The following is a 25,856-nucleotide window of genomic DNA, read 5'->3' on the forward strand; positions in this document are numbered from 1 at the left end:
TCACTGTCCGCGTGATCACAGGGCAAGCGATCACTGTGTGCGCGTGATCACTGCTTCCGCAGGAGCCCGCTGGCCCACGGCGTGCCGGCGGCGCTGTACCTGCGCCACTCGAACCTGACGCTGGTGCTCGTGGAGTAGTACAGCGTCACGTAGCCGCTCGTGTAGCAGTTCCCGGCGTTGCGCGTGATCGTGTCCCTGAGCACGGTCTTCGAGGGGCTCGACGAGTCCACCAGCGTGATGCCCGAGCACTTGCCGTTGTCGTACTCGATCCGCCCGGTCAGGTTGCCCGACGTCAGCGTGAGCGTGATGTCCCAGCTGCTGGTCCCGCCCTGGCTCTGGTAGCCGTTGCCCTTCCACGTACCGCCGAAGTTGGAGTGCAGCAGGCGGCTGGAGAAGGGCGTGAGGCTGAACGGCGTGTAGCTGTAGGGCGTGTAGCTGTAAGGCCGGTAGGAGTACGGGGTGTAGCTCGTCTCCGGGTCCGCGTCGTCGTTGTTCATGGCCACGCCCAGGGCGACGAGCAGGATCACCACCAGTGCCACCACGACGCATCCGACGCCCGCGATCAGCGGGCCGTTGGAGTTGGAGCCGCGCGGCGCCGGTGGCGGATACGGCGGCTGCATGGGCGGTCGCGGCGCCATCGGGGGGCGGTTCATCGGCCCCTGGTGCATCGCGATCGGCGGTGGGGTGACCGGGCCCTGGTACATCGGCATGGGCGGCGGGGTCATGGGCCCCGGCATGGACATGGGCGGGTTCGGAGTGATCGGCGGTGGCGGCGGCCCCGGCGCGATGGGCGGCGGAGCCGGCATCTGCGCCGCGATCCGGGTGCCCTGGTCGAGCAGCTCCTCACGGGCGGGTGCCGGGCCGGGCGCCGCCCCGGCGTTTCCGAGCAACTGCAGGAGCAGCTGGTGCGAGGCGGGTCGCCGTGCCGGGTCCTTGGACAGGCAGCGCCCCACCACCTCCCGCAGCGGACTGTGCAGCGCGGACAGGTCGGGGTCGTCGTGCAGGATCCGGTTGATGATCACCGGCAGCGTGTCGGCCTCGAACGGCGACTGCCCGGTGGCGGCGAAGACCATGGTCGCCGCCCAGGCGAAGATGTCGACGGACGGCATGAGCGGTGCCCCGGTCAGCTGCTCGGGCGCGAGATAGCCCGGCGTGCCGACCACCATCCCGGTGGCGGTGACGGCGCTCTCCTGGGAGTTGACCGTCCGGGCGATGCCGAAGTCGACCACGCGCGGTCCGTCGGCGGCGAGCAGCACGTTGTTGGGCTTGAAGTCCCGGTGCACGATGCCGGCCTCGTGGATCGCGGCGAGCGCGGTCACCGTGCCGATGGCCAGCCGATCGAGGTCCTGCGGGCCGAACGGCCTCTGCTGTACGACCACGTCGTGCAGCGACGGTCCGTCGATGAACTCGCTGACGATGTACGGCTGATCGCCGTGCACGTCTGACTCGAGGACCCGGGCGGTGCAGAACGGCGCGACCCGCTGTGCCGCCGACACCTCCCGGATGAACCGCGCCCGTGCCGCCGGATCGGCGGACATCTGCGCGTGCAGCAACTTGATGGCGACGTACTCGTTCCCCGGCGTCTGCCCAAGGTAGACCGCGCCCTGACCGCCCGCACCGAGCCGTCCGACTACCTCATATTGCCCCAGCGACGCCGGATCGCCCGGCTCCAGGGGAGCGGCATCCGGCAATGTGACCCCTCCAGCAACCCGCAGTGTGTACCCACCCCGTCGGCGGGCACATTATCGCGTTACATCAGACGTTTCAGGGAAGTAGTGGGTTCACCGTTCCCGCATTTGGTTCCGAGCTGGACGTCGTGCGGGCAGCCTGGCTCTGGGGAGGGTATGATCCCGCCGCTGCGGCACCCCAGGGACAGGGTGTTCGAAGCGGACAGGCATGATCAACTCCGCTTTTATCGAGTTGGGTGTGTGACATGCGACACATGAGGTGGGTTGGGCGCGGTGATTGGTGTCACTCGTGTGGCCAGTCGCGCCTTGTGTGTTGTGGGTCACGACCCGTGACAAAAATTCCCGCCCGGATCGGGCACAAGAAGGGCATCCCGAGCGTTAGATCCGCGCGACGGGGCGCATAAACGACCGAGGGGGATGGAGATAGAAAATGGCTACCGACTACGACAGCCCGCGTAAGACGGACGACGACCTCAGCGAGGACAGCCTGCAGGAGCTTCAGGCGCGTCGTGCCGACAAGGCGGCGAGCATCATCGACGAGGACCTGGACGCCGGTGAGGTCGCTGAGCTGCCCGGCGCGGACCTGTCGAACGAGGAGCTCACCTTCCGGGTGGTGCCGAGGCAGGCCGACGAGTTCACCTGCTCGCGTTGCTTCCTGGTTCACCACCGCAGCCAGCTCGCCGAGGAGCGTAAGGGGCAGCCCATCTGCCGCGAATGCGCTGCCTGAGCAGGGAGGGTCCCGTGTCAGGTGTTGTCGAGCCCCAAGGCGCTCCGGATCCCGAGATCGACGCCGAGATAGGCGAGCTGATCGGCCGGTTGTCCTCTGACGAGGACATGGACAAGGAGACGCGCGGCCGCCTGCTCGGGCGGCTCGCGCGGCTGCTCAGCGCCAGCGCCCGCCGCGCCGGCGTGACCGGGATCGCGGGCGGCCGGTGGCTGGGCGACGTGTTCGCCTACGTCGCGCCTCGTATTCCGGTGCGGGATCTGGAGACACTGCGGCGGCATCACGACGGTCATCTCGGTGAACTGCTGGCCGACGACCTCGTTCGCATGGCGACGAACGGCACGACCGCAGTGGGCGCGGCCGGCGGGGCGCTGGCGGCGGTGGAGTTCGTGGCACCCCCCTTGCTGCTCTCCGTCCCCGCGCAGCTGGTCGCCGAGACGCTCGTGGTCTCGGCGATCGAGGTCAAGTTGATCGCCGAACTGCACGAGGTGTACGGCGTGCAGGTGCCCGGCGGCGGTTCGGCCCGGGCCGCGGTCTTCCTCACCGCATGGGCCAAGCAGCGGGGCATCAACCCGATGGCGGGCGGCACCATGACGGTGGCGCTCGGGACGGCCGCGAAGCAGGCGCTCCGCAAGCGCCTGCTCCGCATACTCGGCCGTCATCTCACGACCCTCGGCCCCTTTCTCACCGGCGCGGTCGCCGGGGGAGCGCTCAACCGGGCCTTCACCAGACGACTCGCCGAGTCCGTCCGCAAGGATCTGCGCCGCCACGTCGGCCCGTCCGCGCCCGTCGGCCCGGTCGACCGGCCTCGGCTCGGGCCGGCCGACTGACCGCCGGCCGGCCCGCCGCCGGATCAGCCGGCCGGATGGCCCCGTCACCGGTCAGGCGTCGCGGAAGATCGCCGGAAGTTCGCCGGTGCCGCGCTGCCAGCGCTTGGCGGCCGCCCGCGTGGCCAGCAACCGGGAGACCTCCATCCCCACGCCCATGACGACTGCCCAGCCGAGCGCTTCGCCGAGCCCCACCTCGGGCGACTCCGGGTTGGTCGGAGGCTCCTTGCCGGTGGTCTTCTTCCACCCCGCGGTGATGACCCTGCGGGCCGCCCAGCCGCTCGCGAGGGCCGCGGCGCCGGCCATGACCCGCCAGCCGATCTCACCCTTGTCCGCCATCGTCATCCTCCAGTCCGTCCGCACAATCGGCCCGCGACAGCCGGCCCGCACAATCGGCCCGCACGTGCCTTCGCCGTCCCGCCTCCGCCCACCGCCCTAGGGCGGGGACGCACGCTCAGAGGACGACCGTATCGAAACGCCCCGATCGCCGCTCACGCCGTGAGCCGCCGCCACGCGAGCCGCCCGGCCGCCACGCGAGCCGCCACCCGAGGCGCCGCCTGAGGCCCCTGAGCCGCACGTGAGCCGCACGTGAGGCGCCACGGAGTCCGTGGGCCGGATCGGAGCCGCCGCCGTTTTAATGAGCACGCCGACACCGCGCCGTCAATACCATTGACGCATGACCGAACAGTCGCGTACTCCATCCATTCCCCAGAAGCCCTCGCTCGACGGCCTGGAGGACAAGTGGGTACGCGTCTGGGACGAGGTCGGCACCTACCGCTTCGACCGCACCGCGCCGCGGGAGCGGGTGTACTCCATCGACACGCCGCCGCCCACCGTGAGCGGCTCGCTGCACGTCGGGCACGTGTTCTCCTACACCCAGACCGACACCGTGGCGCGGTACCGGCGGATGCGGGGCATGGCCGTCTTCTACCCGATGGGGTGGGACGACAACGGCCTGCCCACCGAGCGCCGCGCGCAGAACTACTTCGGGGTCCGTTGCGACCCCTCGCTGCCCTACGATCCCTCGTTCGAGCCGCCCGAGCGCCCCGACCCCAAGCGGCAGATCCCGGTGAGCCGCAGGAACTTCGTCGAGCTGTGCCGCCGGCTCACCGACATCGACGAGGAGGCGTTCGAAGAGGTCTGGCGCCGGGTCGGCCTCTCCGTGGACTGGGGGCTCCTCTACACCACGATCGGCGACGAGTCCCGCGCGACCTCGCAGCGGGCGTTCCTGCGCAACCTGGCGCGCGGCGAGGCCTATGTCGCGGAGGCGCCGACCCTGTGGGACGTCACCTTCCGTACCGCCGTGGCACAGGCGGAGCTGGAGGACCGGGACCAGCCGGGCGCCTTCCACCGCATCGCCTTCCAGGGGCCGGCGGGGCCTGTCCACATCGAGACGACCCGGCCTGAGCTGATCCCGGCCTGCGTCGCCCTCGTCGCGCATCCGGGCGATGAGCGGTACCGGCCGCTGTTCGGGCAGACCGTCCGCACCCCGCTGTTCGGGGTCGAGGTGCCGGTCGTGGCGCACCGTCTCGCCGAGCCCGACAAGGGCTCGGGAATCGCGATGATCTGCACGTTCGGCGATCTCACCGACGTGATCTGGTGGCGGGAGCTCGATCTGCCGACCCGCGCGGTCATCGACACCGGCGGGCGTCTCGCGGCGGCCCCGCCCCCGGGAGTCGACTCGGCGGCCGGGCGAGCGGCCTTCGCCGAGATCGCGGGCCGGACGGCGCACTCGGCCAGGGAGCGGATCGTCGAACTGCTGCGCGAGTCCGGCGACCTGGACGGAGATCCACGCCCGACCGTCCGGCCGGTCAAGTTCTACGAGCGGGGCACCAAGCCCCTGGAGATCATCACGTCCCGGCAGTGGTACATCCGCAACGGCGGCAGGGACGCCGGCCTGCGCGAGCGGCTGCTCGCCCGGGGGGGTGAGCTGACCTGGCACCCGGCCTTCATGCGCGCGAGGTACGAGAACTGGGTCGAGGGGCTGGCGGGGGACTGGCTGATCTCCCGGCAGCGGTTCTTCGGCATCCCCATCCCGGTCTGGTACCACCTCGACGCCGACGGCGAGCCCGTCTACGACCGGCCGATCGTGCCGGACGAGTCCGTGCTCCCGGTCGACCCGTCGTCCGACGTCCCTCCCGGCCTCACCGAGGACCAGCGCGGCAAGCCCGGAGGCTTCGTCGGCGATCCCGACGTGATGGACACCTGGGCGACCTCGTCGCTGACCCCGCAGATCGCCGGTCGCTGGGAGCGCGATCCGGATCTGTTCGGCCGGGTGTTCCCCTACGACCTGCGGCCGCAGGCGCACGACATCATCCGGACCTGGCTGTTCTCGACCGTCGTGCGGTCGCACCAGGAGCACGGCTCCCTGCCGTGGGCCCGTACCGCCATGTCCGGCTGGATCCTCGACCCGGATCGCAAGAAGATGTCGAAGTCCAAGGGCAACGTCGTGACCCCGATGGGCCTGCTCCGGGAGTACGGCACCGACGGCTTCCGTTACTGGGCGGCCAGCGGGCGTCTCGGCACCGACACGGCCTTCGACACCGGGCAGCTCAAGATCGGCCGCCGTCTGGCCATCAAGATCCTCAACGCCGCCAAGTTCGTGCTCGGCCTGGGCGAGCCCACGCGATCCGGTACCCCGACAGCGCCCGTGGACCTGGCCATGCTGGCCACGCTGGCCGAGGTGGTCGACGAGGCGACGGCGGCCTTCGAGGCCTACGACCACACCAGGGCCCTCGAGCGGACCGAGCGGTTCTTCTGGGATCTGTGCGACGACTACCTGGAACTGGTCAAGACCCGGGCCTACGGAGGTCAGGACGGCCCGGCAGGGGGCGGCCCCGACGCCGATTCCGCGCGGGCGGCGCTGCGGCTGGCCCTGTCGGCGGTCCTGCGGTTGTTCGCGCCGTTCCTGCCGTTCGTCACCGAGGAGGTGTGGTCCTGGTGGCAGGAGGGATCGGTGCACACCGCGCCCTGGCCGACCCGCGCGGAACTGCCCGGCGGCGGCGACCCGGAGGTGCTGGCGGCCGCCGCGCAGGTGCTCCAGCAGGTCCGCAGGGCCAAGTCGGAGGCCAAGGTCTCGATGCGGGCCGAGGTCTCGCATGCGGTCGTGCGCGGAGCGGCCGCGCCGAAGGCGGCTCTCGCCGAGTCGGACCTGCGCGCAGCCGGCCGTATCGGCGACCTGACCCTCGACGATGCCGCCGAGGGGGACCTCACGGTCGGCGTCACGCTGGCGGAGCAATGACCGCCGCCGAGTTCCACGCGCCCCCGCATCGGGTAGGACCGCAGCGTGGGATGCGCGTGTCCGGAGGGTGGGCGAGGAGCGATGCAACGACCGCGGACCAGTGGCGCGGGTCCATGCGCTGCCCGCCGCAGGTGCGGAGCGCCGATCGTGGTCGTGCTCGCGCTGGCCGCCCTGGCCGTCTCGGCCTGCGCGCGTAGCGCCAGCCCGGCGGGCGCGGTCGCCTCGCCGTCGGCGGCGACGGGCACCGCCGTCGTCCGATCACCGGCCCCGTCGGCCCCGTCGGCCGCGCCGTCCCTGACGGCCGGGACTTCGTACGGGCTCGGGGGCCATCAGCCGTTGTGGCCCTTCGGCTCCGCGGACGAGGCGAGGGCCTGGCAGGGGACCTACCGCGCCGGTGGTCACCAGCCGTGGCACCTGAGCGCCGAGGACACCGCGCTCGCGTTCACGCGCTTCCTCGGGCTCAAGGGGATCGACCGCGTGACCCGCCGTGCGGTCGCCGGTGGTGACGCCCGCGTCGGCGTCGGTTATCGCGGCCCTGAGGGCACCGGAACGGCAGCGGTGATCCATCTGGTCCGGCTCGGCGTCGGCGCTGACGCGCCGTGGGAGGTCGTCGGCACCGACGACAAGGAGCTGTCGCTCACCATCCCCGCCTATGGCGCCACGGTGACCTCGCCCATCGCCGTGGGGGGCTCGATCACCGGCGTGGACGAGAGCCTGCGGGTGGCGGTCCACCAGAGATCGTCGGGGTCGGCGATCGGTGTGTTCTGCTGCGTGCCCGCCGGCGGCACTCCGGGGCGATGGTCGGCGAAGGTGCCGTTCCAGGGCGCCCACGACCCCGTCCTCACCATCGTGGTGACCACGGGCGGCCATGTCGCGGAGGTTGAGCGGTTCGCGGTCACCGGTGTACGCAAGGGGTGACGGCGCAGGACGTTTCGCCCGAACGGGTAGGGTCGCGCCGTGAACCGTTCCACCTTGACCAGTCCTCCGCCCGGTGCGGTGATTCCCGAGCCGCACCCCGAGGTCAAGATCGGCCAGCGGATCGGCCCCCACTACGCCCGGTGCTTCGGCTGCGGCTCGGATCACCCGACCGGCCTGCACCTTGACGCCGTCATCGCGGAGGGCCTGACGGTCACCGCGGAGTTCACGGTCGCCGACGCGCATCAGGGCGCTCCGGGACTCGCCCACGGCGGCGTGCTTGCGACCGCGATGGACGAGGTGCTCGGTATGGTCGTGTGGCTGCTCCGCAAGCCGTACGTCACGGGCAGGCTGGAGACCGACTATCTGCGGCCCGTCCCGGTGGGGGCGACGCTGCATCTCCGGGCCCGGTGCACCGGCGTCAGTGGCCGCAAGGCCTACCTCGAGGCCGAGGCGCACCTGGACGGCCCGGACGGCCCGGCGGCCGTGCGCGGCGCCGCCCTGTTCGTCGAGGTGCCGATCGAGCATTTCGCCGAGCACGGTGGAGGGGTGGCGGGCCTGACCCCCGACCACGAGGTGAACCCATGAACGACAAGATCGACGTACTCGTCCAGCGGATCGACCCCGAGCTGCCGCTGCCGTCCTATGCCCACCCCGGCGACGCGGGGGCCGACCTGGTCGCGGCCGAGGACGTCGAGCTGGCCCCTGGTGAGCGCGCCGTCGTCCCGACCGGGATGGCGATCGCGTTGCCCGACGGCTACGCGGCCTTCATTCACCCGAGGTCGGGATTGGGCGCTAAGTTGGGAGTGACGATCGTCAATGCTCCGGGCACGGTCGACGCCGGTTATCGCGGCGAGATCAAGGTGACCCTGTTGAACACGGACGCTCGCGACACCGTACGGCTCAGGCGCGGTGACCGTATCGCGCAGATGGTAGTTCAGCGGGTGGGACGAGCCGTGTTCCACGAGGTCACGGCGCTCCCTGGATCGGCTCGGGGAGTGGGCGGATTCGGCTCCACCGGCGGATACGCCGACGGTGGCGACTACGAGCACAGCAACGAAGGAGCGTGAGTCGTGTTTCGACGTCGTGGTCAGGGCGAGGAGCCCAAGAACGATCTCGAGCTGACCGACGAGGAGACGGACGTGGCCGCGGATGACGCCGTGGACCACGCGGACGCCCGATCCGAGGGCGGCCCGTGGGACGCCGAGGCCTCCTTCCCCGAGCTCGAGCGCATCGATTTCGGCGCCGTTCAGGTGCCGATCGGACCGGGACTCGAGGTCCAGGTCAACGTAGAGGCGACCGAGGCCGACGCCGAGGGCAACCCCATCGGTGGCCGGCTGGTCGCGATCACCGTTGTGCACGGGGAGAGCGGGCTGCAGCTTCAGGCGTTCGCGGCGCCCAAGCGCAGCGGCATCTGGGACGAGGTGCGGCGCGAGACCGGCGCGGAGATCACCGAGGCCGGCGGTCAGGCCGAGGACGCGGAAGGGCCGTTCGGCACCGAGTTGCGAGCCATGGTGCCCGTCCAGATCCCCGACGAGGTCAAGGACCAGGTTCCGGACGAGATCCGCGAGCAGGGCTTCGCCTGGCAGCCGGTGCGGTTCCTCGGCGTCGACGGCCCCCGCTGGTTCCTGCGCGGAGTGGTGAGCGGCGCCGCGGTCGAGGACGAGGAGCAGTGGCAGGTCCTCGAGGACGTCTTCCGCAACGTCGTGGTGCTCCGCGGCGACCAGCCGATGCCGCCGCGCGAGCTGCTGGAGCTGACCCTGCCCGAGGAGGCGCAGGAGGCCCTCGGCCGGCCGGACGAGGATGACGACGATGACGGGTTCAACCCGTTCGAGCGGGGCCCGGAGATCACTGAGGTCCGCTGAGCGGTCTCATCCCGCCGTCGTCATGTCGGGCGTCCGCACGCCGTGGCCACGGCGGGACTTCGGCATTCCCGGCGGCGTGGTCGCGTGATCGCGTAGGGGGTGATGGGCCGTCGGCGCACGAGGCACATTGCGGATCTACCTCGGTGCCGCGCCCGGGGTGGGGAAGACCTACGCCATGCTCGGCGAGGGGCACCGGCGCAGTGAGCGCGGCACCGACGTGGTCGTCGGCTTCGTCGAGACGCACGGCCGGGCCCGGACCGCCGAGCTGGTCACTGGCCTCGAGGTCGTCGAGCGGCAGACGATCGAGTACCGGGGCGTGCGTTTCACCGAGATGGACGTCGACGCGATCCTGCGACGCCGTCCGGCGGTCGTGCTGGTCGACGAGCTCGCCCACACCAACATCCCGGGCGCTCGCAACGCCAAGCGGTGGCAGGACGTCGAGGAACTGCTCGCCGCCGGGCTGGACGTCATCTCCACGCTGAACGTGCAGCACCTGGAGTCGATCAATGACGTGGTCGAACGCATCACCGGGGTCCGGCAGCGCGAGACCGTGCCCGACGACGAGGTGCGGCGGGCCGACCAGATCGAGCTCGTCGACATGTCGCCCGAGGCGCTGCGCAAGCGGATGGCGCACGGCAACATCTACGGTCCGGACAAGATCGATGTGGCGTTGTCGCACTACTTCCGGGTCGGCAATCTCACCGCCCTGCGGGAGCTGGCGCTGCTGTGGGTGGCCGACCGGGTCGACGCGGGCCTCGCCCGCTACCGCGACGAGCACGGCATCACCGAGACCTGGGAGACCCGTGAGCGGGTCGTGGTGGGCCTCACCGGCGGCGCTGAGGGCGACACGCTGATCCGCAGGGCCGCCAGGGTCGCGGCACGCCTGGGCAGCGGAGACCTCGTCGGCGTGCACGTCGCCGGCGGCGACGCGCTGACCGCGGGCTCGGCCGCGGCACTGGCCCGGCAGCGCGAACTGGTCGAGAGCCTGGGCGGCAGCTACCACCAGGTGGTCGGCGACGACGTGCCGACCGCGCTGCTCGACTTCGCCCGGAGCGTCAACGCCACTCAGATCGTCCTCGGCACCAGCAGGCGCCCCGCCTGGCAGTACGTCCTCGAGCCCGGAGTCGGCCGTACGGTCACCGACCGGTCAGGGGACATCGACGTCCACATGGTCACGCACGAGCGGACCGGCAAGGCCGGCGGCCTGCGCTGGGCGGGGACGGGCCTGAGGGCCCTGAGCCGGCGCCGCCGGGTGGCCGGCTGGATCCTGGCCGTCCTCGGCCCCGCCGGGCTCGCGCTGTCGCTCACCCGGATACCCGCGCACATCGGGCTCGCGTCGGACCTGCTGATGTTCCTCGCCCTCACCGTCCTGGTCGCCATGGTGGGAGGGCTGTGGCCGGCCGTGGTCGCCGCGGTGGCAGGGAGCCTGCTGGTCAACTGGTTCTTCACCCCGCCCCGGCACACGCTCACCATCGCCGAGCCGGCCAACACCCTCGCGCTCGCGATCTCGGTGGTCACGGCGGTCGCGGTGTCGACGGTCGTTCACCTGGCCGCACAGCACCGCCGCGAGGCGGGCCGGGCGCAGGCCGAGGCGGGCGCGCTCAGCCTGCTCGCCACCAACGTCCTGCGCGGTGAGCACACCCTTCCCGCACTGCTGGAGCAGGTCCGAGCGACCTTCGGGCTGACCTCGGTCGCGCTGCTGGAGCGAGATGACGCCGGCGGCTGGCGCTGCGCCGCCTCGGCGGGGCCGGAGCCCCGCGCCCGCCCGGAAGAGTCCGACACGCGCGTGCCGGTCAGCGACGACCTGCTCCTCGCGCTGCGCGGCCGGGTGCTGCCGGCCTCGGACCGGCGCGTCCTGTCCGCCTTCGCCCACCAGGCGGCCGCAGCGCTCGAACGCCAGCGGCTGGCCGACGAGGCGGGGCGGGCGAGGCGGCTCGCCGAGTCGGACAAGATCCGTACGGCTCTGCTGGCCGCGGTGTCGCACGACCTCCGCAACCCGCTGGCGTCGATCAAGGCGAGTGTCAGCAGCCTCCGCCAGGCCGACGTGGACTGGGATCCGGCCGACGAGGCCGAGCTGCTCGCCGCGATCGAGGAGTCGGCGGACCGGCTGGACGGCCTCATCGCCAACCTGCTCGACATGACCCGGTTGCAGACGGGCACGGTCGCGGCGCTGACCCGGCCGGTCGGTCTCGACGAGATCGTCCCCGCCGCGCTCGCCGGTATCCCCGGCGACCGGGTCAAGGTCGACGTCCCCGAGTCGCTGCCCATGGTCGACGTCGATCCGGGCCTGCTGGAGCGGGCCGTGGCCAATGTGGTGCAGAACGCCGTGCGCTACAGCGCCGCGCCGGTCCTCGTGACCGCGAGCGCGGCGCGCTTCGGTGCCGTACGCCCGGGGCGGGAGGGCGAGTGGCCGGACCGGATCGAGCTCCGGGTCGTCGACCACGGTCCGGGCGTGCCGGGCGACGGCAAGGAGCAGATCTTCGCTCCGTTCCGTCGGCTCGGCGACGCCTCCCGGGCTCGCGACGCCCGGGAGACCGCCGCCGAGGGCGGTGTCGGGCTGGGTTTGGCCGTGGCTCGCGGCTTCACCGAGGCCGTCGGCGGCACCCTGACCGCCGAGGACACCCCGGCCGGCGGTCTCACCCTGGTGTTCTCGCTGCCGATGGCGGGGACGGGCAGGTGACCGGCGACGGAGGGCGCATGACGCGAGTGCTGATCGTGGACGACGAGCCGCAGATCGTACGGGCGCTGGAGATCAATCTGCGGGCCCGCGGCTACGAGGTCGACGCGGCGTCCGACGGCCGGACCGCCCTCGATCTCGCGGCGCGGCGGCATCCCGATGTGATCCTGCTCGACCTCGGCCTGCCGGAGATGGGCGGCACCGAGGTCATCGAGGGCCTGCGCGGCTGGCTGACCGTGCCGATCATCGTGCTGTCCGCGCGGCACGGCTCCGACGACAAGGTCCGGGCCCTGGACCTCGGAGCCGACGACTACGTGACGAAGCCGTTCGGCATGGACGAGCTGCTCGCCCGTCTGCGCGCCGCCGTACGCCGGGCGGTGCCGGCCGAGGAGGCCGCGGTCGTCACGACCGCGGCCTTCACCGTGGATCTGGCCGCCAAGAAGGTGTCCCGTGACGGCACGGACGTCCGCCTCACCCCCACCGAGTGGCAGGTGCTGGAAGTCCTCGTCCGCAACGCCGGCCGGCTGGTGGGCCGGCGTCGGCTCCTGCGCGAGGTGTGGGGGCCCGCGTATGAGCATGAGACCAACTACCTGCGCGTCTATCTCGCGCAACTGCGCCGCAAGCTGGAGCGGGATCCGTCCCGGCCGGAACATCTGATCACCGAGCCGGGCATGGGCTACCGCTTCGAGGGCTAGGCTCGTGGCGCCTCCGGCGAGCCGTATCCGCACAGGTCAGACGGTGTGCGCGCGGCAGTCCGGCAATTACCCTAAGTCGGACGGTTCGCTTCTTACGAACATGGCCTACGCTTGCGCATCATGGACGAAGTGCCGGCCGCGTCGACGCCGGAGCCGAGCGGGCGACCCCTGTCCGGCCGAGAGCAGGGCGGCTTGCGGCGTTTCCTTCGTCGTCTGGCCTCGAGCAGGGCCGAGCTCGAAGCGGAGGACCTGCAGAAGAACAGCGGCGAGGAAGGGGCCACCCCCATCGCCGTCTGCGGGGAGCGTAAACGTGCCTGTGTGGCGGGTACGCTACGTACCGTGACCTTGAGACCACGTGGGGGAGCTCCGGCTCTCGAGGCCGAGCTCTACGACGGCTCGGACGTCATCAATCTGATCTGGCTGGGCCGCCGTAGGATCGCCGGCATCGAGCCCGGCCGGCGGCTGCGCGCGGAGGGCCTGGTGAGCCTGCAGGACGGGCGGAAGGTCATGTTCAACCCCAAATACGATCTGCGGGGAACATCATGAGCGAGGCAGGGCGTACGGACGCCACCGATGCGAACGCGGCCGCGTCCTCGTCCTCGTCCTCGTCCGACATGATCGCGTCCCCGTCCGACGCGACCGTGTCCCCGCTGAGCACCGCGTCGTCGCCGCACGACACGGTCGAGTCGGCGGTGCGGGCGCAGCTCGCCAAGGCACTGGGCGGCATCCGCGGCACGGTCGAGGCGGCGGTGCCCACGATCGGCTTCACCGCCACCTACCTGATCACCGAGCAGCTCAAACTCGCCCTGTGGATCGGCGCCGGCGCAGCGGTGCTGCTGCTGATCGTGCGGATCGCGCAGAAGTCGACCACCCAGTTCGTGCTGAACAGCCTCGTCGGCATCGGCATCGCGGCCGTGTTCGCCCTGCGGTCGGGCAAGGCCGAGGACGCGTTCCTGCCCGGCATCATCTACAACGGCGCCTACGCGGCGGCCATGGTGTTCTCGATCGCGGTCCGCTGGCCCGTCGTCGGCTTCATCATCGGCTCGGTCACCGGTGACCCGACCGCGTGGCGGCGTGATCCGGGCGTCGTACGGCTCTGCTCGCGGCTGACCTGGCTGCTGCTGATCCCCTGCCTAGTGCGCGTGGTCGTGCAGTATCCGCTCTACCTCGCGGGAGAGGTCGGGTGGCTCGGCGCGTCCAAGATCGCGCTCGGCTGGCCGCTGCAGATCGCGGCGCTCGGCGCCATGGTCTGGGTGCTCGCCCGAGGCCGCACGCCGCTGGAGTCGAGGCCCGCCACCTGACGGGCGTCCCAGCCGGGACGGGGGCGCCGGGCGGCGGACCGCGGAAGCCTCAGCGGGCGTTGAGCAGCTCGGCGAGCTCGTCCTCCACGTCCTGGCTGGCGACGAACAGCAGTTCGTCACCGGCCTCGAGAGTGTCGTCGGGCGTCGGCACCAGCACCCGGCCTTCGCGCAGCACGGCGACCAGTGCCGTGTCGTGGGGCCACGCCACGGATCCGACGCGCTCGCCCGCCAGCGGCGCGTCCTCCGGCAGGGTCAGCTCGACCAGATTGGCCTCACCCTGCCGGAAGGTCATCAGCCGCACCAGGTCGCCCACGCTGACCGCCTCCTCGACGAGGGCGGACAGCAGGCGGGGCGTCGACACGGCGACGTCGACCCCCCATGACTCGTTGAAGAGCCACTCGTTCTTGGGATGGTTGATGCGGGCGACCACCCTCGGCACCCCGTACTCGGTCTTGGCCAGCAGCGAGACGACCAGGTTGACCTTGTCGTCGCCGCTCGAGGCGACGACGACCTGGCAGCGCTCGAGGGCCGCGTCGTCCAGTGACGCGATCTCGCAGGCGTCGGCGAGCAGCCATTCCGCCCGGGGGACGACCTCGACCTTGATCGCCTTGGGGTCGCGGTCGATGAGGAGCACCTCATGGCCGTTCTCCAGCAGTTCCTGGGCGATGGAGCGTCCCACGGCGCCGGCTCCGGCGATCGCGACTCGCATCACTCGCTCCTCTCCACGCGCCGGGACACCGCTTCGTTGATCCGTTCCATGTCCCCGGTGTGGGCCATCACGTTCACGATGTCACCGTCCTGGATCATCGTGTCGGCGGTCGGCACGAGCGCCTCGCCCAGCCGGGACAGGAAGGCGACCCTGGTCCGGGCGGCCTCCTCGAGCGCGGCCACCTTCTCGCCGATCCAGCCGGGGTCGACGTGCAACTCGGCGAGCACGACCTCACCGGTCGGGTCTCGCCACAGCGGTTCCGCGCCCTCGGGCAGGAGCCGCCGGAGCATCTGGTCGGCGGTCCATCGCACCGTCGCCACGGTCGGGATGCCGAGGCGCTGGTAGACCTCCGCCCGGCGGGAGTCGTAGATCCGGGCGACCACGTTGTCGATTCCGAACGTCTCGCGGGCCACCCGGGCCGAGATGACGTTGGAGTTGTCGCCGCTGCTGACCGCGACGAACGCGGAGGCGTGCTCGATGCCCGCCTCGACGAGGACGTCGCGATCGAAGCCGAACCCGGTGATGCGGCGGCCCTTGAAGCCCCCCCGCAACCGCCGGAACGCCTCGGGACTCTGGTCGATGATGGCCACCGAATGGCCCTTGTCCTCGAGGATGTGCGCGAGCTTCGAGCCGACCCGCCCACAGCCCATGATCACGATATGCACGGCCGTTCCTTCCCGGCTTCGTGGATCCATTGCTGATGATCCTGGACCGGATGAAACCTACACATCCGCCACCGTAAGTATCACCTTAGCCAGGTAAAGATCGTCCAGGGGGTGTGACCCGGCTGAGCTGCCCATCTGGACAGGTCGGCGGGCGTCAAGAGGCCGTCAAGGACCGGCTAGAGTCTCATCTCGTGTCGAAGGCACCCGACCTTGTGAAGCGGCTTCTTCTGGGAAGGGCGTTGCGAAGCGCTCAGCAGCACGAGCAGCTGCTCCCGAAGCGTCTTGCGCTGCCCGTTTTCGCCAGCGACGCACTGTCCTCCGTGGCCTACGCGCCCCAGGAGATCCTTATCACGCTGGGCATCGCGGGCCTGGCGGCCTACCACTTCACCCCCTGGGTCGGCCTCGCCGTCATCGGGATCCTGCTGGTCGTCGTGGCGTCGTACCGCCAGAACGTCCGCGCCTACACCAGCGGCGGCGGCGACTTCGAGGTCGCCACCGAGAACCTCGGCGGCAACTGGGGCGTGCTGGTCGCGAGCGCGCTCCTCGTCGACTACGTGCTCACCGTGGCGGTGTCGGTGTCGTCGGCGATGGAGAACCTCGGCGCCTTCGTCCACATCATCGAGGAGCACAAGGTCCTGGCGGCGATCGCCGTCGTCGCGCTGCTCACGGTGCTGAACCTGCGCGGGCTCAAGGAGTCGGGGTTCGCCTTCGCGATCCCGACCTACCTGTTCATGTTCGGGATCTTCAGCATGATGATCTGGGGCTTCACCCGCCTGTCCTTCGGCGCGGACCTCAAGGCCGAGACGGCGGGCTACCAGGTGCAGGGCAGCCACGCCGACATCGCCGGGTTCGCCCTGATCTTCCTGCTCCTGCGCGCGTTCGCGTCCGGCTGCGCCGCGCTGACCGGGGTCGAGGCGATCAGCAACGGCGTGCCGGCGTTCAAGAAGCCGAAGGGGCAGAACGCCGCGACGACGCTGCTCATGCTCGGCCTGGTCGCGGCCACCATGTTCGGCGGGATCACGGCGCTCGCCTTCATCACCGACGCCAAGTTCGCCGACCCGGCCCAGGGCAGCCATCTGGTGGACCCCGCGACCGGGCGGGACGTGTCCGACCAGGATCCGATCGTCGCCCAGGTGGCGCACACCGTCTTCAGCAACTTCCCGCCCATGTTCGGCTACGTCACGCTGATGACCGCGCTCGTGCTGATCCTGGCCGCCAACACCGCCTACAACGGGTTCCCGGTACTCGGCTCGGTGCTGGCTCAGAACCGCTACCTGCCGCGGCAACTGCACACGCGAGGCGACCGGCTCGCGTTCAGCAACGGGATCATCATCCTGGCGACCATGGCGGGCCTGCTCATCTACGCCTACGACGCCGACGTCACGAGGCTGATCCAGCTCTACATCGTCGGGGTGTTCGTCTCGTTCACGGTGAGTCAGATCGGCATGGTCCGACACTGGAACCGGCTGCTCGCACGCAGGCCCGAACTCGCTGCCCGGCGGCAGATGCAGCGATCCCGGGCGATCAACGCCTTCGGCGCGGTGATCACCGGCATCGTCCTCGTGGTCGTGCTGATCACCAAGTTCACCCACGGCGCCTACATCGTCTGCATCGCGATGCCGATGCTCTTCATGCTGATGAAGGCGATCCGGCGGCACTACGACCGGATCGGCCGGGAGCTCGAGGCGACCGGCGAGGACATCGTCCTGCCCGCCCGCAACCACGCGATCGTGCTGGTCTCCAAGATCCACAAGCCGACGCTCCGCGCCCTGGCCTACGCCCGCGCGACGCGGCCGTCGACGCTTGAGGCGATCACCGTCTCGGTCGACGCCCAGGAGGCGAGACAGCTGCAGGAGACCTGGGACCGGCTCGATCTTCCGGTGCCGCTCAAGATCCTCGACTCGCCCTACCGCGAGATCACCCGGCCGGTGCTTGAGTACGTCAAGAGCGTCCGCAGGCGCAGCCCCCGCGACGTCGTGACGGTCTTCATCCCCGAGTACGTCGTCGGCCACTGGTGGGAGCACCTGCTGCACAACCAGAGCGCTCTGCGGCTCAAGGGGCGGCTGCTCTTCCAGCCGGGCGTCATGGTCACGAGCGTGCCCTGGCAGCTGGTGTCGTCCGACCGGCTGAAGGGCCGGCCCGAACAGGTCGCCCGGCGCACGTACGAGTCCGGCGGCGGCCGGTCTGACGTCACCGCTGGTGGCGGTAGTGTCTCAGATCATGACTGATGGCCTGCCCAGCACCGGTGACCTGCTCGAGCTCGAGATCGGACCGGTGGCCCATGGCGGCTGGTGCGTCGCCCGGCACGAGGGCCAGGTGGTGTTCGTGCGCCACGCCCTGCCGGGTGAGCGCGTCCGCGCCCGGGTGACCGAGGAGGGCAAGAAGTTCCTCCGCGCCGACGCGGTCGAGGTGCTCCAGGCATCCCCCGACCGGGTCGAGCCGCCCTGCCCGTTCGCCGGGCCCGGCCGCTGTGGCGGCTGCGACTGGCAGCACGCCTCTCTGGCCGCGCAGCGCCGGATGAAGGCGGCCGTGGTGGAGGAGCAGCTGAGCCGGCTGGCCGGGATCGAGCGCCCGGTGGTCGTCGAAGAGGTGCCGATGCCGGTGGAGTACGCCGACGACGGTGAGCCGATCGTCACGCCGCCCGGGCTGGGCTGGCGTACGAGAGTGCAGTTCGCCGTTCGCGGCGACGGCGCGGTGGGCCTCCGGCGGCACCGCTCCCACGGGATCGAGCCGATCGACGAGTGCCTGATCGCCCACCCCGAGGTCGAGGCGATGGGCATCGAGCGCAAGCGGTGGCCCGGAGCGTCGGGTGTCGAGGGCATCGCGTCCGCCGGCACCGGAGACCGGCTCGTCGCACTGGCCGAGCGGCGTGGCCGCGACCGCCGCCCGGTCAAGGTGCCCCGGCTGGACGTGCCGGTGCGGCTGGTCCGCGGGCGCCCCGGGCCCGGCAGCACCCTGCCGTTCGTCCGCGAGGAGGTGGCCGGGCGGCTGTGGCAGGTCAGCGGAAGCGGCTTCTGGCAGGTTCACCCGGGTGCGGCACAGGTGCTGGTCGACGCGGTGCTGGAGGCGCTGGAGCCCAAGCCGGGCGACATCGCCGTGGACCTCTACTGCGGAGTCGGGTTGTTCGCCGGGGTGCTCGGCCAGCGGGTCGGCCGTGACGGACTGGTGGTCGGCATCGAGTCCGACGCACAGTCCGTACGAGACGCGCGCTTCAACCTGAAGGACCTCCCGCAGGTCTCCATCGAGGGCGGCAAGGTCGAGGAGGTTCTGAGTGACCTGGAGTTCGGCCGCCGGGACCAGCCCGGCGCCGCCAAGCGCGGAAAGCCGGCCGGGCGGGGCGGCGAGAGCCGGGTCAAGCGCGCCGATCTGGTCGTGCTCGACCCGCCCAGGGCCGGAGCCGGCCGCGAGGTGGTGGAACAGGTCGCCAAACTGGCCGGCCGCAAGATCGCCTATGTCTCCTGCGACCCGGCGACGCTCGCCCGCGACCTCGCCTACTTCAGCGAGCGCGGCTGGACCCTCGACGATCTGCGCGCCTTCGACGCCTTCCCGATGACCCATCACGTGGAGCTGCTGGCGGTGCTCGTCAGAGGGTAGATTTCCGCGCTGACCCGCATGGTTGCGCGAATCCGCCTCCGTACGGCCTCATCCGGGCGGCGCGGTCCCGGATGAGGCCGTACGGAGGCGGAGGGCTCAGGACGTCACCGCCTCGAACGCCTGCTCCAGCACATCGATCGGGTAGACGTTGACCGTGCCGAAGGTGGCGTCCTGTCGCCGCTCGGGTTTCTCTCCGCGGTCCCGCATGATGGCGGTCGCTTGCTTGCCGACTCGGGCGAGAAAGGGCCGGTCGGTGGGGCAGTCGTTGAGCTTGGCGTAGCCGAGGGCGGTCGATCGGTCGTGCTGGTCTTCGATCGCGGCGACCTTGGCCTCGATCAGGCGTTGACCGGCGGCCAGTTCCGCCTGGCGGGCCTCCAGCGCGGCCAGGCGACGGCGGTCGGCGCGTATTGCCGCGATCATGTTCTCGATGAGATCGAGATCGTGGTTGTCGCCGATCACCGCGGGTTCATCGCGCCGGGCGCGGCGGAACTGGGGGATGACGACCTTGACGACCCAGCGGCGGAACATGCGTGGACCGTCGCCTCGAGCAGCGAGGTCGAGGGTGACGAACCCTTCCTCGGTGACGAACCAGGTCTCGGCGTTTCCGCCGGTCGTGCCAGCTCTGAGAAAACTCAGGGTGGCGCGGCCCGCGAAGACGCTCCACATGTTCACCTTTTTCTTGTCCTCGTCGTCGACCAGGTTGATGGCCGCTGACGGGTTGGAGTGCCCGGCGCCGTGGCACAGGTCGCCGAAGTAGAGCCAGACGACCTCATCGAGGAGTAACCACCGCAGCGGCTGACCGGTCTCCGGGTGGTGGAAGATCCCGGCGTTCGCGTCGGGGTCGATGCCGCCGCCATCGAACAGGTTCAGCTCGCTCATCACCTGCGTCCCTCCTGCTGCCCGTCCGTCATACCGGAAAGACTAGGGAAGAATTGGTAACTCTACAAGCATGGATCAGCAACGCTAGGTAACAGATGGGAACGCCCCTGCATCGCGAGCCCTTGACGTGCCCACTCGTTGGACACTCTTACCCTGCCGGATCGGGAAGCTGATTCAGGGAGCTGGATGTTCCCAGTTGTTCCCTGCATGATGGTGTCATGAGTCAGGGCCGAGCACGTGCCGCGCGCTACGTCATCGCGCGCCGAGGGGAACTCGGCCTGACACGGCAAGGCCTCGCGGGGCGAGCGGGCGTCGACATCAAGACGATCTATAACCCGGAGTCCGGCGAGCGATGCCACCGTCGAGCGCCGGCGCGAAGAGCGGCGCGTCAGGCCATCGCACGGGTTCGCCGAAGAAGAGGTTCGCCAGGCCGAGGAGATCGCCGAGCAGGTGCGAAACGACCCGGAGCCGGCGCGGGCGGTCGCGACGCTGCTCGGACTCCGGCCGCCCGACCACGACAGGGCTGACGAGCGTGATACTGCCTGACCCGGTGCCTTAAGGTAATTAAAACCTTACCCTTTCGTATGGTGCGTACCGGCCCGCGTGTGCGCCAGGATTTGGGGGCCACGGCACAATATGTAAGGACGTTCTGGCGCTGAGTGACAACCAGTGGTGCACCTTCAGCGAAGACGCCCCCTGGCACGGAAAGGGCCTCCTGCCTTGTCGCTGACGCACCAGCAGAGCGATTACCATAACCGCCACGCCGGCATCCTGACCGGCTTCACGGATCGGCGCAACGTCGCCATCCTCTTCGCGGCCATCTTCATCTTCGGCGGGACCATTTTGGTCGCGTTCACCGTCGAGGATGCCGGCGCCGCCGCCGCGTTCGGCTTCGGTGTCGCGTGCTGGATCGGGGCGACCATGATGATCTTGGCCGCGTTCGCCGCGGACAACCACACGCAGCTCGCCAAGATCGCCGCCGACGGCGACAGACGACTCGCCGAGATGATGGGCGAACTGACGAGCTCTCTCGCCAGCCTCGAAAAAAGCCTGGCCATCGCCGAGAAGAGCGTCATCACCAGGCTCGACGCGCTCGAAAGCGTTGAACGCGCCACCAGCAACATGCTCAACGGCATGGTCCGTGGGGCAGGGGACGAGATCGGTAATCGCCGCCGGAGCTAGTGCCGCATCACGCGATGTCCGCCCTGCGTTCGACGCCTTTCCCATGCCCCATCACGTGGAACCCGTCGCCACCATGGTCAGGGGCTGAGGTCATGCGCCGGGAACGTGGAATCCCCGGCGCGGAAGCCTAGCCTTCCGTCCAGTCACCGCTCTCCCGTCCGGGCGCCGCTCGACCGGTGCGTGCCCGGTGGGATGACGGTCGCGCGTTCCCGCCGCCGGTTGATGCCTTCCGGTTATGACGACAGGTCTTGGACGCCGATCGGGTCATCGCTGTTGTCTTGATGCGAGGAAGCGGCGTTCCGGGCCCTAGGGATCAATGAACCCGTGGTGACCGGAGGCCGCGGGACGCAGCGCCGTCCGCGCCGATCCCGGCCCCTCGACGGCGACCACACCGAGGAGAGCACAGATGATGATCAGGGCGGGCCGGATGGCCGTCGTCGTTTCGGTGGCGCTGGCGCTCGCGGCCTGTTCCAGCGACGATGGTCCCGGGCACGCGGCTTCGGCACCGCCGGCGTCGGTCGCACCGAGCCCCAGGACCTCGGGCGGCGGGTCCACAGCGCCGGCGGGCGCCGACCGGGCGGAGGCGGAACGGGTGGTGCGGCGGTTCACCGATGCGCTCAACGCCGGTGACGAGGACGGTGCACGGGAGAGCCTCGCCGAGGACGCGCGTTTCGACAGCGTGGGCCGGATCTACCCGTCCCGCGACGACATCATGAACGATTTCCTCATCCCTGAGGTGCTGCAGGCCAACGGCGGCTACCGGGTCGTCGGCGAGCGCTGGAACGGCGGACGCTACATCGTGGACTACGAATTCACCACGGGCGGCGGAGGCAGGGAGAGGTTCTATTACGACTACCTGATCCGTGACGGGCTGATCCGCGACGTGGTGGGCCGCTACAGCTGACCCGCAGCCGTGCCCCATTCCCCGGTTGACGGTGGGGCGGGGCCGGTGGTCTCAGCCGCGCCAGTAGAGGAGCTTGGCGGCGCCGGCGACGATGCTCGCTTCGGCGGGGCCGAGTTGCATGACCTGGAAGCGCAGCCTGCGGTCCTTGCCGATGCCGTCGGCGGGCAGGGCGTACAGCACGTGGGCGTCCTCGGCCGCCGCGGTGAAGCTCTGGACCGGCCCGGCGTCGAACTCGGAGACGTCCGAGGCGACCACCTCGATCGCGCGCGCTCGCACCGCGGTGCCCGCGGCCAGACCCCGGATCGTCACCGACGCGGTCAGCGCGTACTTCGCCGGACCCCACAGGATGCTCGGCCCGCCCTCGTCGGCGTGCTGGTGGGCGCCGTCGGCGTAGTCCTTGTCCCAGCTCACGTTCGTCCACCTGCCGGGCGGGAGCGGCCGGGCGGTGGTGACGCCGACGGAGACGTAGCCGGGCGCGGGGTCGCGTGCGGGGGTGACGCCGACGCGCCACTGCCCGTAGTCGTCCTTCATGGCGCGGTCGTGGTCGACGGCGGCGCCGTTCAGAACCTGTTCGTTCAAGTACTGCTGGATGTGCGCCCGCGAGTCCCACTTGCCGCCCGACCAGGCGTAGGTCTGCCAGGCCCAGGCGGCCTTCCCGGCGTCGAGGCTGCGCTTGACCGGTCCGTAGCCGCCGTAGACCCCGACGCGGCGTTGCCCGATCACGCTCGCGGCGCCGTCGAGATAGGCGTTGATCTTGCTCTGCTGGGCGGCGGTGGCGTCGAAGTCCACCGCGAAGTAGATCGGCCGGTCGCCCGGCATGCCGCACGCCGTGGCCTGCGCGGCCGCCGCCTTGGCGTCCGCGGTCCCGCCGGACCGGCCGGCCAGAGCCCGGTCCTTGGCCGACTCCCATACGACGACCACCCAGATGCCGGCCGCCGACAGCTCGTCGGCCTCCGCCCTGGTGAGGTTCTTGCCGCTCGGGTCGTCGGACAGATAGCGGCAGACGAACTTGGCCCCCGCCTTCTTCAACGCGGCCGTGCCGGGACGGCCCCAGGAGTAGTCGATGCCGAATACGCTCATCAGCGCCTCCCCGTACGGTGCGTCCGTCACATCGTGCAGCTCCGGCGGAGCGATGGCCACCGTTTCGGCGATGATGCGTTCTGCACCGGAACCCGGCACGAGTGTGCGCTGCTCTGAGCTGCGCCGACAGGGTGCGCAGGCGTACGGCCAAGGCCGCATGAGGTCAGACGCCGAAGGGCGCCGCGTAGCGGATGGTCCCGCGGTACCGGGGCGGCGTCGGAGAGGGGAAGCGCCATCAGCGCCTCGTCGGGCGGGTCGAAGGAGGCCCGGATCCCGTATCCCGACGCCGGAGTGAAGCCGAACCTCGGGTAGTACTCGGGGTGGCCGAGGACCACCACCAAGCGCTCACCGCGGTGCCGGGCCGCGTCGAGCAGCGACCGTACGACCGCGCCGTCTCGGGCCTGGTCTTCCACGTGATCGGTATCGCCGGTCGTTCATCCGCCATGGGTCACCCGGATCTTGGACTGTTTGTGGCGGAGTTCCTCCCAGTCGGCCATGAATTGGGCCGCCAGGCCGTGCTTGTCGGCCAGACCGATGAGGGTTTCGGTGCGGTAGTAGAAGTCCTCCCGGAGCACGTGATGCTCGGCGCCTTCGGTGCGGTCGAAGGTGAAGTCGAAGAACCCTCCTGGGGCGAGAACTCTGCCGATGTGGCTGAAGCACTCCTCGATGACGCCGATCGGCGAATGGGAGAAGACGCTGTGCGCATGCGCCACGGTGAAGGCGCCGTCGGGAAGGAATGCGAAACGCAGATCCCGTACGGGGGTGAGGTGCGGCATCTTGGCCTGCAAGCCGTGTTCCTTGATCGTTTCTTGGGCGGCGATCAGGATGTCGGGCGAGATGTCGAGGCCGTAGTAACCGCCGGTGTCGAGATAGTCGATGAATCGCCAGCCGGCCCGCAGATTCCCGCACCCGATCTCGAGCATTCGGTCGCGGGGCTCGAGTCCGTGCCCGACCAGATAGTCGAACTGCATCTTGCCCAGCGCCAGCCAGCGATCATGGGACTTGCTGCCGACGGCCCGTTCGGGGCTCTTGGTCGCGTCCGACTTCATGACCGCGCGGTAATAGCTCACGTGGTCCCTGGTCTTCAGCCGCAGCCAGGCGTCGCGAGCCAGCCGCCGGGCGTACGGGGGAATGCGCCGAGGATTGCGGGTCGCGTACCTGATCTTGTGGGAAAGGCGTGAGCGGTCCGTTTCCGACATGCAGCCAGTAAAGCGCACTCTCCGAGCGTCCAAGGTTCAGGCGCGTTTCCCGCCGTTTCATTGCGAAGGCCGTATGAAGTGAGTCATATGGCCTACCCCGCGCGGAATCCGTACTGACGTCGTACCGATTCCGCGCGGACCATTCTGCCCGTCAGCCGGGCGAGGGCGACGCCGTAGGAACGGCCGAGGGAGTGGTCTCGGCGCCGCCGGGGCAGCTCGGATCGGTGACGACCACCGGCGCGACGTCGGACTTGGCATGGGTGACGACGTAGACCCGGTGGCCGTGCCCGTCGCACTTGTGCGCGACGTTGCCGAACTGATTCGGGTAGTTGATCACCTCGGCGGCGGAGTCGTCGCGTTTGCTCACCGGGGCGTCGCCCCAGCCCCGTTCGTTGCTGAAACCCGAGCATGCCGAGAGGGCCAGGACCAGCGGGACGGCGACGATAAGGATCTTCTGCACGCCGATACGACGACTGGCGGCCCCGGGCCGGTTCCCACCCCGAACGCAGATCGAACTCAACCGAGATTTTACGCTACTTTCCGTTACGACATGCCGACTGGGAGTTAGGAGATACGGCCGAGGGCGATTACAACAGTGACTTGCTCTAGGTGCCGACCAGGTCACGGAAGGACCGTAATGATCCACACAACGAGACGCCGGTTCGGCGCTCTCATGGTCGTGCCGGTGATGGTGCTGTCCGCATCGGTTACGGCGCTCCTGTCCGGTGCGGACGCCCGGGCAGAGGCGCGGGCCCACGGACAGGCCGGGGTCGCGAGCAACGGCAAGCTTTCGCCTGCACGTCACGCCACGGCCAAGAAGACGAACAAGAAGGCGAAGCGGCCGCACAAGCGCCCGCGCGCCGGCATCGTCCTCGACATCGACGCTCCGAACGCTCCCATTCTCCCCGGGAAGACCTACGACTGGCCGTTCTCCGTCACCAACCGGGGATCGGACAAGATCGAGCACGTCACCTTCGCCGCCCCGCTGTCCAAGCACCTGGACTTCGTCGAGGGGCAGGACGACTGCTCGTGGCAGCGCAAGATGGCGGTCTGCGAGCTCGGTGCGATGACGCACGGCCAGACCAAGACCGGTGTACTGACCGCGAAGGTCGACGACGACGCGTGCGACGGCGACGCCATCGGCGGCCGCGCCTCGGTGAGCTGGGGCGACCCGTCGGACCACGGCAGGGTCAAGGCCGCCTTCCCGCCGGTGAAGGTCGTGGAGGCACCCGACCTGGCGGTGATCGGGAAGGCGCCGCCGGAGGTGCGGCCGGGCGGTGAGGTGCCGTACGAGTTCACGGTCTTCAACCGGGGAACCGTCACCGCCGAGCACGTCATGGTGCGCCAAGTGATCCGGACCGTCCTGGAGAGCGTCACCCAGGAGCGTCCGCCGTTCACGGTGACGGACGCGTCGGCGCCGTGCGAACCCCAGCGAGCCGCGACCGTCTGCGACCTCGGGTCGCTGGAGTCGGGCGAGTCCCGCAGGGTCCGGATGAACCTTCAGCTCAACGCGGCGGTTCAGCCCGGCCTGCTGATCAACGCACCGGCTCTGGTGACCTCGCCTACGCCCGACGCCAACAAGGCCGACAACGAGTGCAGCCCGGAGACCGAGGTGGTGTCACCGGTCCCCGTGCGGGCCGCCCTTCCGGCCAGGGGGCCCAGCGAGGGTGTACTGCCGGGACGCCCGCATGGCGGCCCGGACGAAGGTCCC

Annotated in this window: 24 protein-coding genes; 16 read left to right on the plus strand and 8 right to left on the minus strand. The window is 70.3% G+C overall.

The features are described 5' to 3' along the window. Window positions 1-47 precede the first annotated feature (47 nt). Entirely contained in the window at window positions 48-1,691 is a 1,644-nt protein-coding gene (locus HKK72_RS12950) for a serine/threonine-protein kinase (protein ID WP_187234573.1), read from the minus strand. A gap of 427 nt (window positions 1,692-2,118) precedes the next feature. On the opposite strand from HKK72_RS12950, the gene HKK72_RS12955 reads away from it, so the two are divergent. Both HKK72_RS12955 and HKK72_RS12960 read left to right on the plus strand, forming a co-directional pair. Then, window positions 2,119-2,415, plus strand: a complete 297-nt coding sequence (locus HKK72_RS12955; protein WP_103937232.1) for a DUF4193 domain-containing protein — start codon at window positions 2,119-2,121, stop codon at window positions 2,413-2,415. Window positions 2,416-2,429: 14 nt separating this feature from the next. Continuing rightward, the gene (locus HKK72_RS12960) at window positions 2,430-3,242 is read left to right on the plus strand and encodes a hypothetical protein (RefSeq protein ID WP_187234574.1); all 813 of its coding nucleotides are present in this window, start codon (window positions 2,430-2,432) and stop codon (window positions 3,240-3,242) included. Window positions 3,243-3,293: 51 nt separating this feature from the next. Here the strand turns inward: HKK72_RS12960 and HKK72_RS12965 are convergent, their stop codons facing one another. Then, window positions 3,294-3,578, minus strand: a complete 285-nt coding sequence (locus tag HKK72_RS12965) for a DUF4235 domain-containing protein (RefSeq protein ID WP_187234575.1) — start codon at window positions 3,576-3,578, stop codon at window positions 3,294-3,296. 337 nt (window positions 3,579-3,915) lie between these two features. Between HKK72_RS12965 and valS the strand changes: the two genes are divergently transcribed. The 9 genes from valS to HKK72_RS13010 all read left to right on the plus strand — a co-directional run bounded on the left by valS (window position 3,916) and on the right by HKK72_RS13010 (window position 13,933). Further along, complete coding sequence (gene valS, locus HKK72_RS12970; protein WP_187234576.1) at window positions 3,916-6,480, plus strand: valine--tRNA ligase; 2,565 nt, start codon at window positions 3,916-3,918, stop codon at window positions 6,478-6,480. A gap of 147 nt (window positions 6,481-6,627) precedes the next feature. Beyond that, entirely contained in the window at window positions 6,628-7,398 is a 771-nt protein-coding gene (locus HKK72_RS12975) for a hypothetical protein (protein ID WP_222720640.1), read from the plus strand. Window positions 7,399-7,437: 39 nt separating this feature from the next. Then, window positions 7,438-7,983, plus strand: coding sequence for a PaaI family thioesterase (locus HKK72_RS12980; RefSeq protein WP_187234577.1), 546 nt, complete (start codon window positions 7,438-7,440; stop codon window positions 7,981-7,983). Then, complete coding sequence (gene dut, locus HKK72_RS12985) at window positions 7,980-8,465, plus strand: dUTP diphosphatase (protein ID WP_187234578.1); 486 nt, start codon at window positions 7,980-7,982, stop codon at window positions 8,463-8,465. The genes HKK72_RS12980 and dut overlap by 4 nt, the downstream gene beginning before the upstream one ends. A 3-nt stretch (window positions 8,466-8,468) precedes the next feature. Next, window positions 8,469-9,260 (plus strand): DUF3710 domain-containing protein, encoded by a 792-nt coding sequence (locus tag HKK72_RS12990; protein WP_187234579.1) that lies wholly within the window; start codon window positions 8,469-8,471, stop codon window positions 9,258-9,260. 127 nt (window positions 9,261-9,387) lie between these two features. Next, window positions 9,388-11,940 carry a DUF4118 domain-containing protein gene (locus HKK72_RS12995; protein WP_222720641.1) on the plus strand — a complete coding sequence of 851 codons (2,553 nt, stop codon included), beginning with the start codon at window positions 9,388-9,390 and terminating at the stop codon, window positions 11,938-11,940. A gap of 17 nt (window positions 11,941-11,957) precedes the next feature. Beyond that, window positions 11,958-12,632: a response regulator gene (locus HKK72_RS13000; protein WP_187234580.1), complete on the plus strand. Its 675-nt coding sequence runs from the start codon at window positions 11,958-11,960 to the stop codon at window positions 12,630-12,632. A gap of 120 nt (window positions 12,633-12,752) precedes the next feature. Further along, complete coding sequence (locus HKK72_RS13005; RefSeq protein WP_187234581.1) at window positions 12,753-13,178, plus strand: OB-fold nucleic acid binding domain-containing protein; 426 nt, start codon at window positions 12,753-12,755, stop codon at window positions 13,176-13,178. A gap of 68 nt (window positions 13,179-13,246) precedes the next feature. After that, window positions 13,247-13,933, plus strand: coding sequence for a DUF3159 domain-containing protein (locus HKK72_RS13010; RefSeq protein WP_187234598.1), 687 nt, complete (start codon window positions 13,247-13,249; stop codon window positions 13,931-13,933). Between the two features lie 49 nt (window positions 13,934-13,982). Here HKK72_RS13010 and HKK72_RS13015 read toward each other — a convergent pair whose 3' ends face one another. Beyond that, window positions 13,983-14,642 (minus strand): potassium channel family protein, encoded by a 660-nt coding sequence (locus tag HKK72_RS13015; RefSeq protein WP_187234582.1) that lies wholly within the window; start codon window positions 14,640-14,642, stop codon window positions 13,983-13,985. Further along, on the minus strand, window positions 14,642-15,307 hold the full coding sequence (locus tag HKK72_RS13020; protein WP_187234583.1) for a potassium channel family protein: 666 nt from the start codon (window positions 15,305-15,307) through the stop codon (window positions 14,642-14,644). The genes HKK72_RS13015 and HKK72_RS13020 overlap by 1 nt, the downstream gene beginning before the upstream one ends. Window positions 15,308-15,498: 191 nt before the next feature. Here HKK72_RS13020 and HKK72_RS13025 point away from each other — a divergent pair, with 191 nt between their 5' ends. Next, window positions 15,499-17,535: an APC family permease gene (locus HKK72_RS13025; RefSeq protein WP_187234584.1), complete on the plus strand. Its 2,037-nt coding sequence runs from the start codon at window positions 15,499-15,501 to the stop codon at window positions 17,533-17,535. After that, window positions 17,528-18,901, plus strand: coding sequence for a class I SAM-dependent RNA methyltransferase (locus tag HKK72_RS13030; protein WP_187234585.1), 1,374 nt, complete (start codon window positions 17,528-17,530; stop codon window positions 18,899-18,901). The genes HKK72_RS13025 and HKK72_RS13030 overlap by 8 nt, the downstream gene beginning before the upstream one ends. 96 nt (window positions 18,902-18,997) lie before the next feature. On the opposite strand, the gene HKK72_RS13035 is transcribed toward HKK72_RS13030, so the two are convergent. Continuing rightward, window positions 18,998-19,780, minus strand: a complete 783-nt coding sequence (locus HKK72_RS13035; protein ID WP_187234586.1) for a Bro-N domain-containing protein — start codon at window positions 19,778-19,780, stop codon at window positions 18,998-19,000. A 720-nt stretch (window positions 19,781-20,500) separates the two neighbouring features. Here HKK72_RS13035 and HKK72_RS13040 point away from each other — a divergent pair. Beyond that, entirely contained in the window at window positions 20,501-20,962 is a 462-nt protein-coding gene (locus HKK72_RS13040) for a hypothetical protein (RefSeq protein WP_187234587.1), read from the plus strand. Window positions 20,963-21,368: 406 nt separating this feature from the next. After that, complete coding sequence (locus HKK72_RS13045) at window positions 21,369-21,866, plus strand: nuclear transport factor 2 family protein (RefSeq protein ID WP_187234588.1); 498 nt, start codon at window positions 21,369-21,371, stop codon at window positions 21,864-21,866. 51 nt (window positions 21,867-21,917) lie between these two features. Here HKK72_RS13045 and HKK72_RS13050 read toward each other — a convergent pair whose 3' ends face one another. The 3 genes from HKK72_RS13050 to HKK72_RS13060 form a co-directional block, all read right to left on the minus strand. Further along, window positions 21,918-22,946, minus strand: a complete 1,029-nt coding sequence (locus tag HKK72_RS13050) for a glycoside hydrolase domain-containing protein (protein ID WP_187234589.1) — start codon at window positions 22,944-22,946, stop codon at window positions 21,918-21,920. A 434-nt stretch (window positions 22,947-23,380) separates the two neighbouring features. Then, a complete protein-coding gene (locus HKK72_RS13055) occupies window positions 23,381-24,145 on the minus strand; it encodes a class I SAM-dependent methyltransferase (RefSeq protein WP_187234590.1) in 765 nt (254 codons plus the stop codon). 151 nt (window positions 24,146-24,296) lie between these two features. Then, the gene (locus tag HKK72_RS13060) at window positions 24,297-24,605 is read right to left on the minus strand and encodes a hypothetical protein (protein WP_187234591.1); all 309 of its coding nucleotides are present in this window, start codon (window positions 24,603-24,605) and stop codon (window positions 24,297-24,299) included. 177 nt (window positions 24,606-24,782) lie between these two features. Here HKK72_RS13060 and HKK72_RS13065 point away from each other — a divergent pair. Further along, the coding region (locus tag HKK72_RS13065) for a DUF11 domain-containing protein (RefSeq protein WP_187234592.1) at window positions 24,783-25,856 on the plus strand (1,074 nt) is incomplete at its 3' end.

Origin of the sequence: Actinomadura sp. HBU206391, assembly GCF_014323665.1 — a bacterium.
Classification (GTDB): Bacteria; Actinomycetota; Actinomycetes; order Streptosporangiales; family Streptosporangiaceae; genus Actinomadura_C.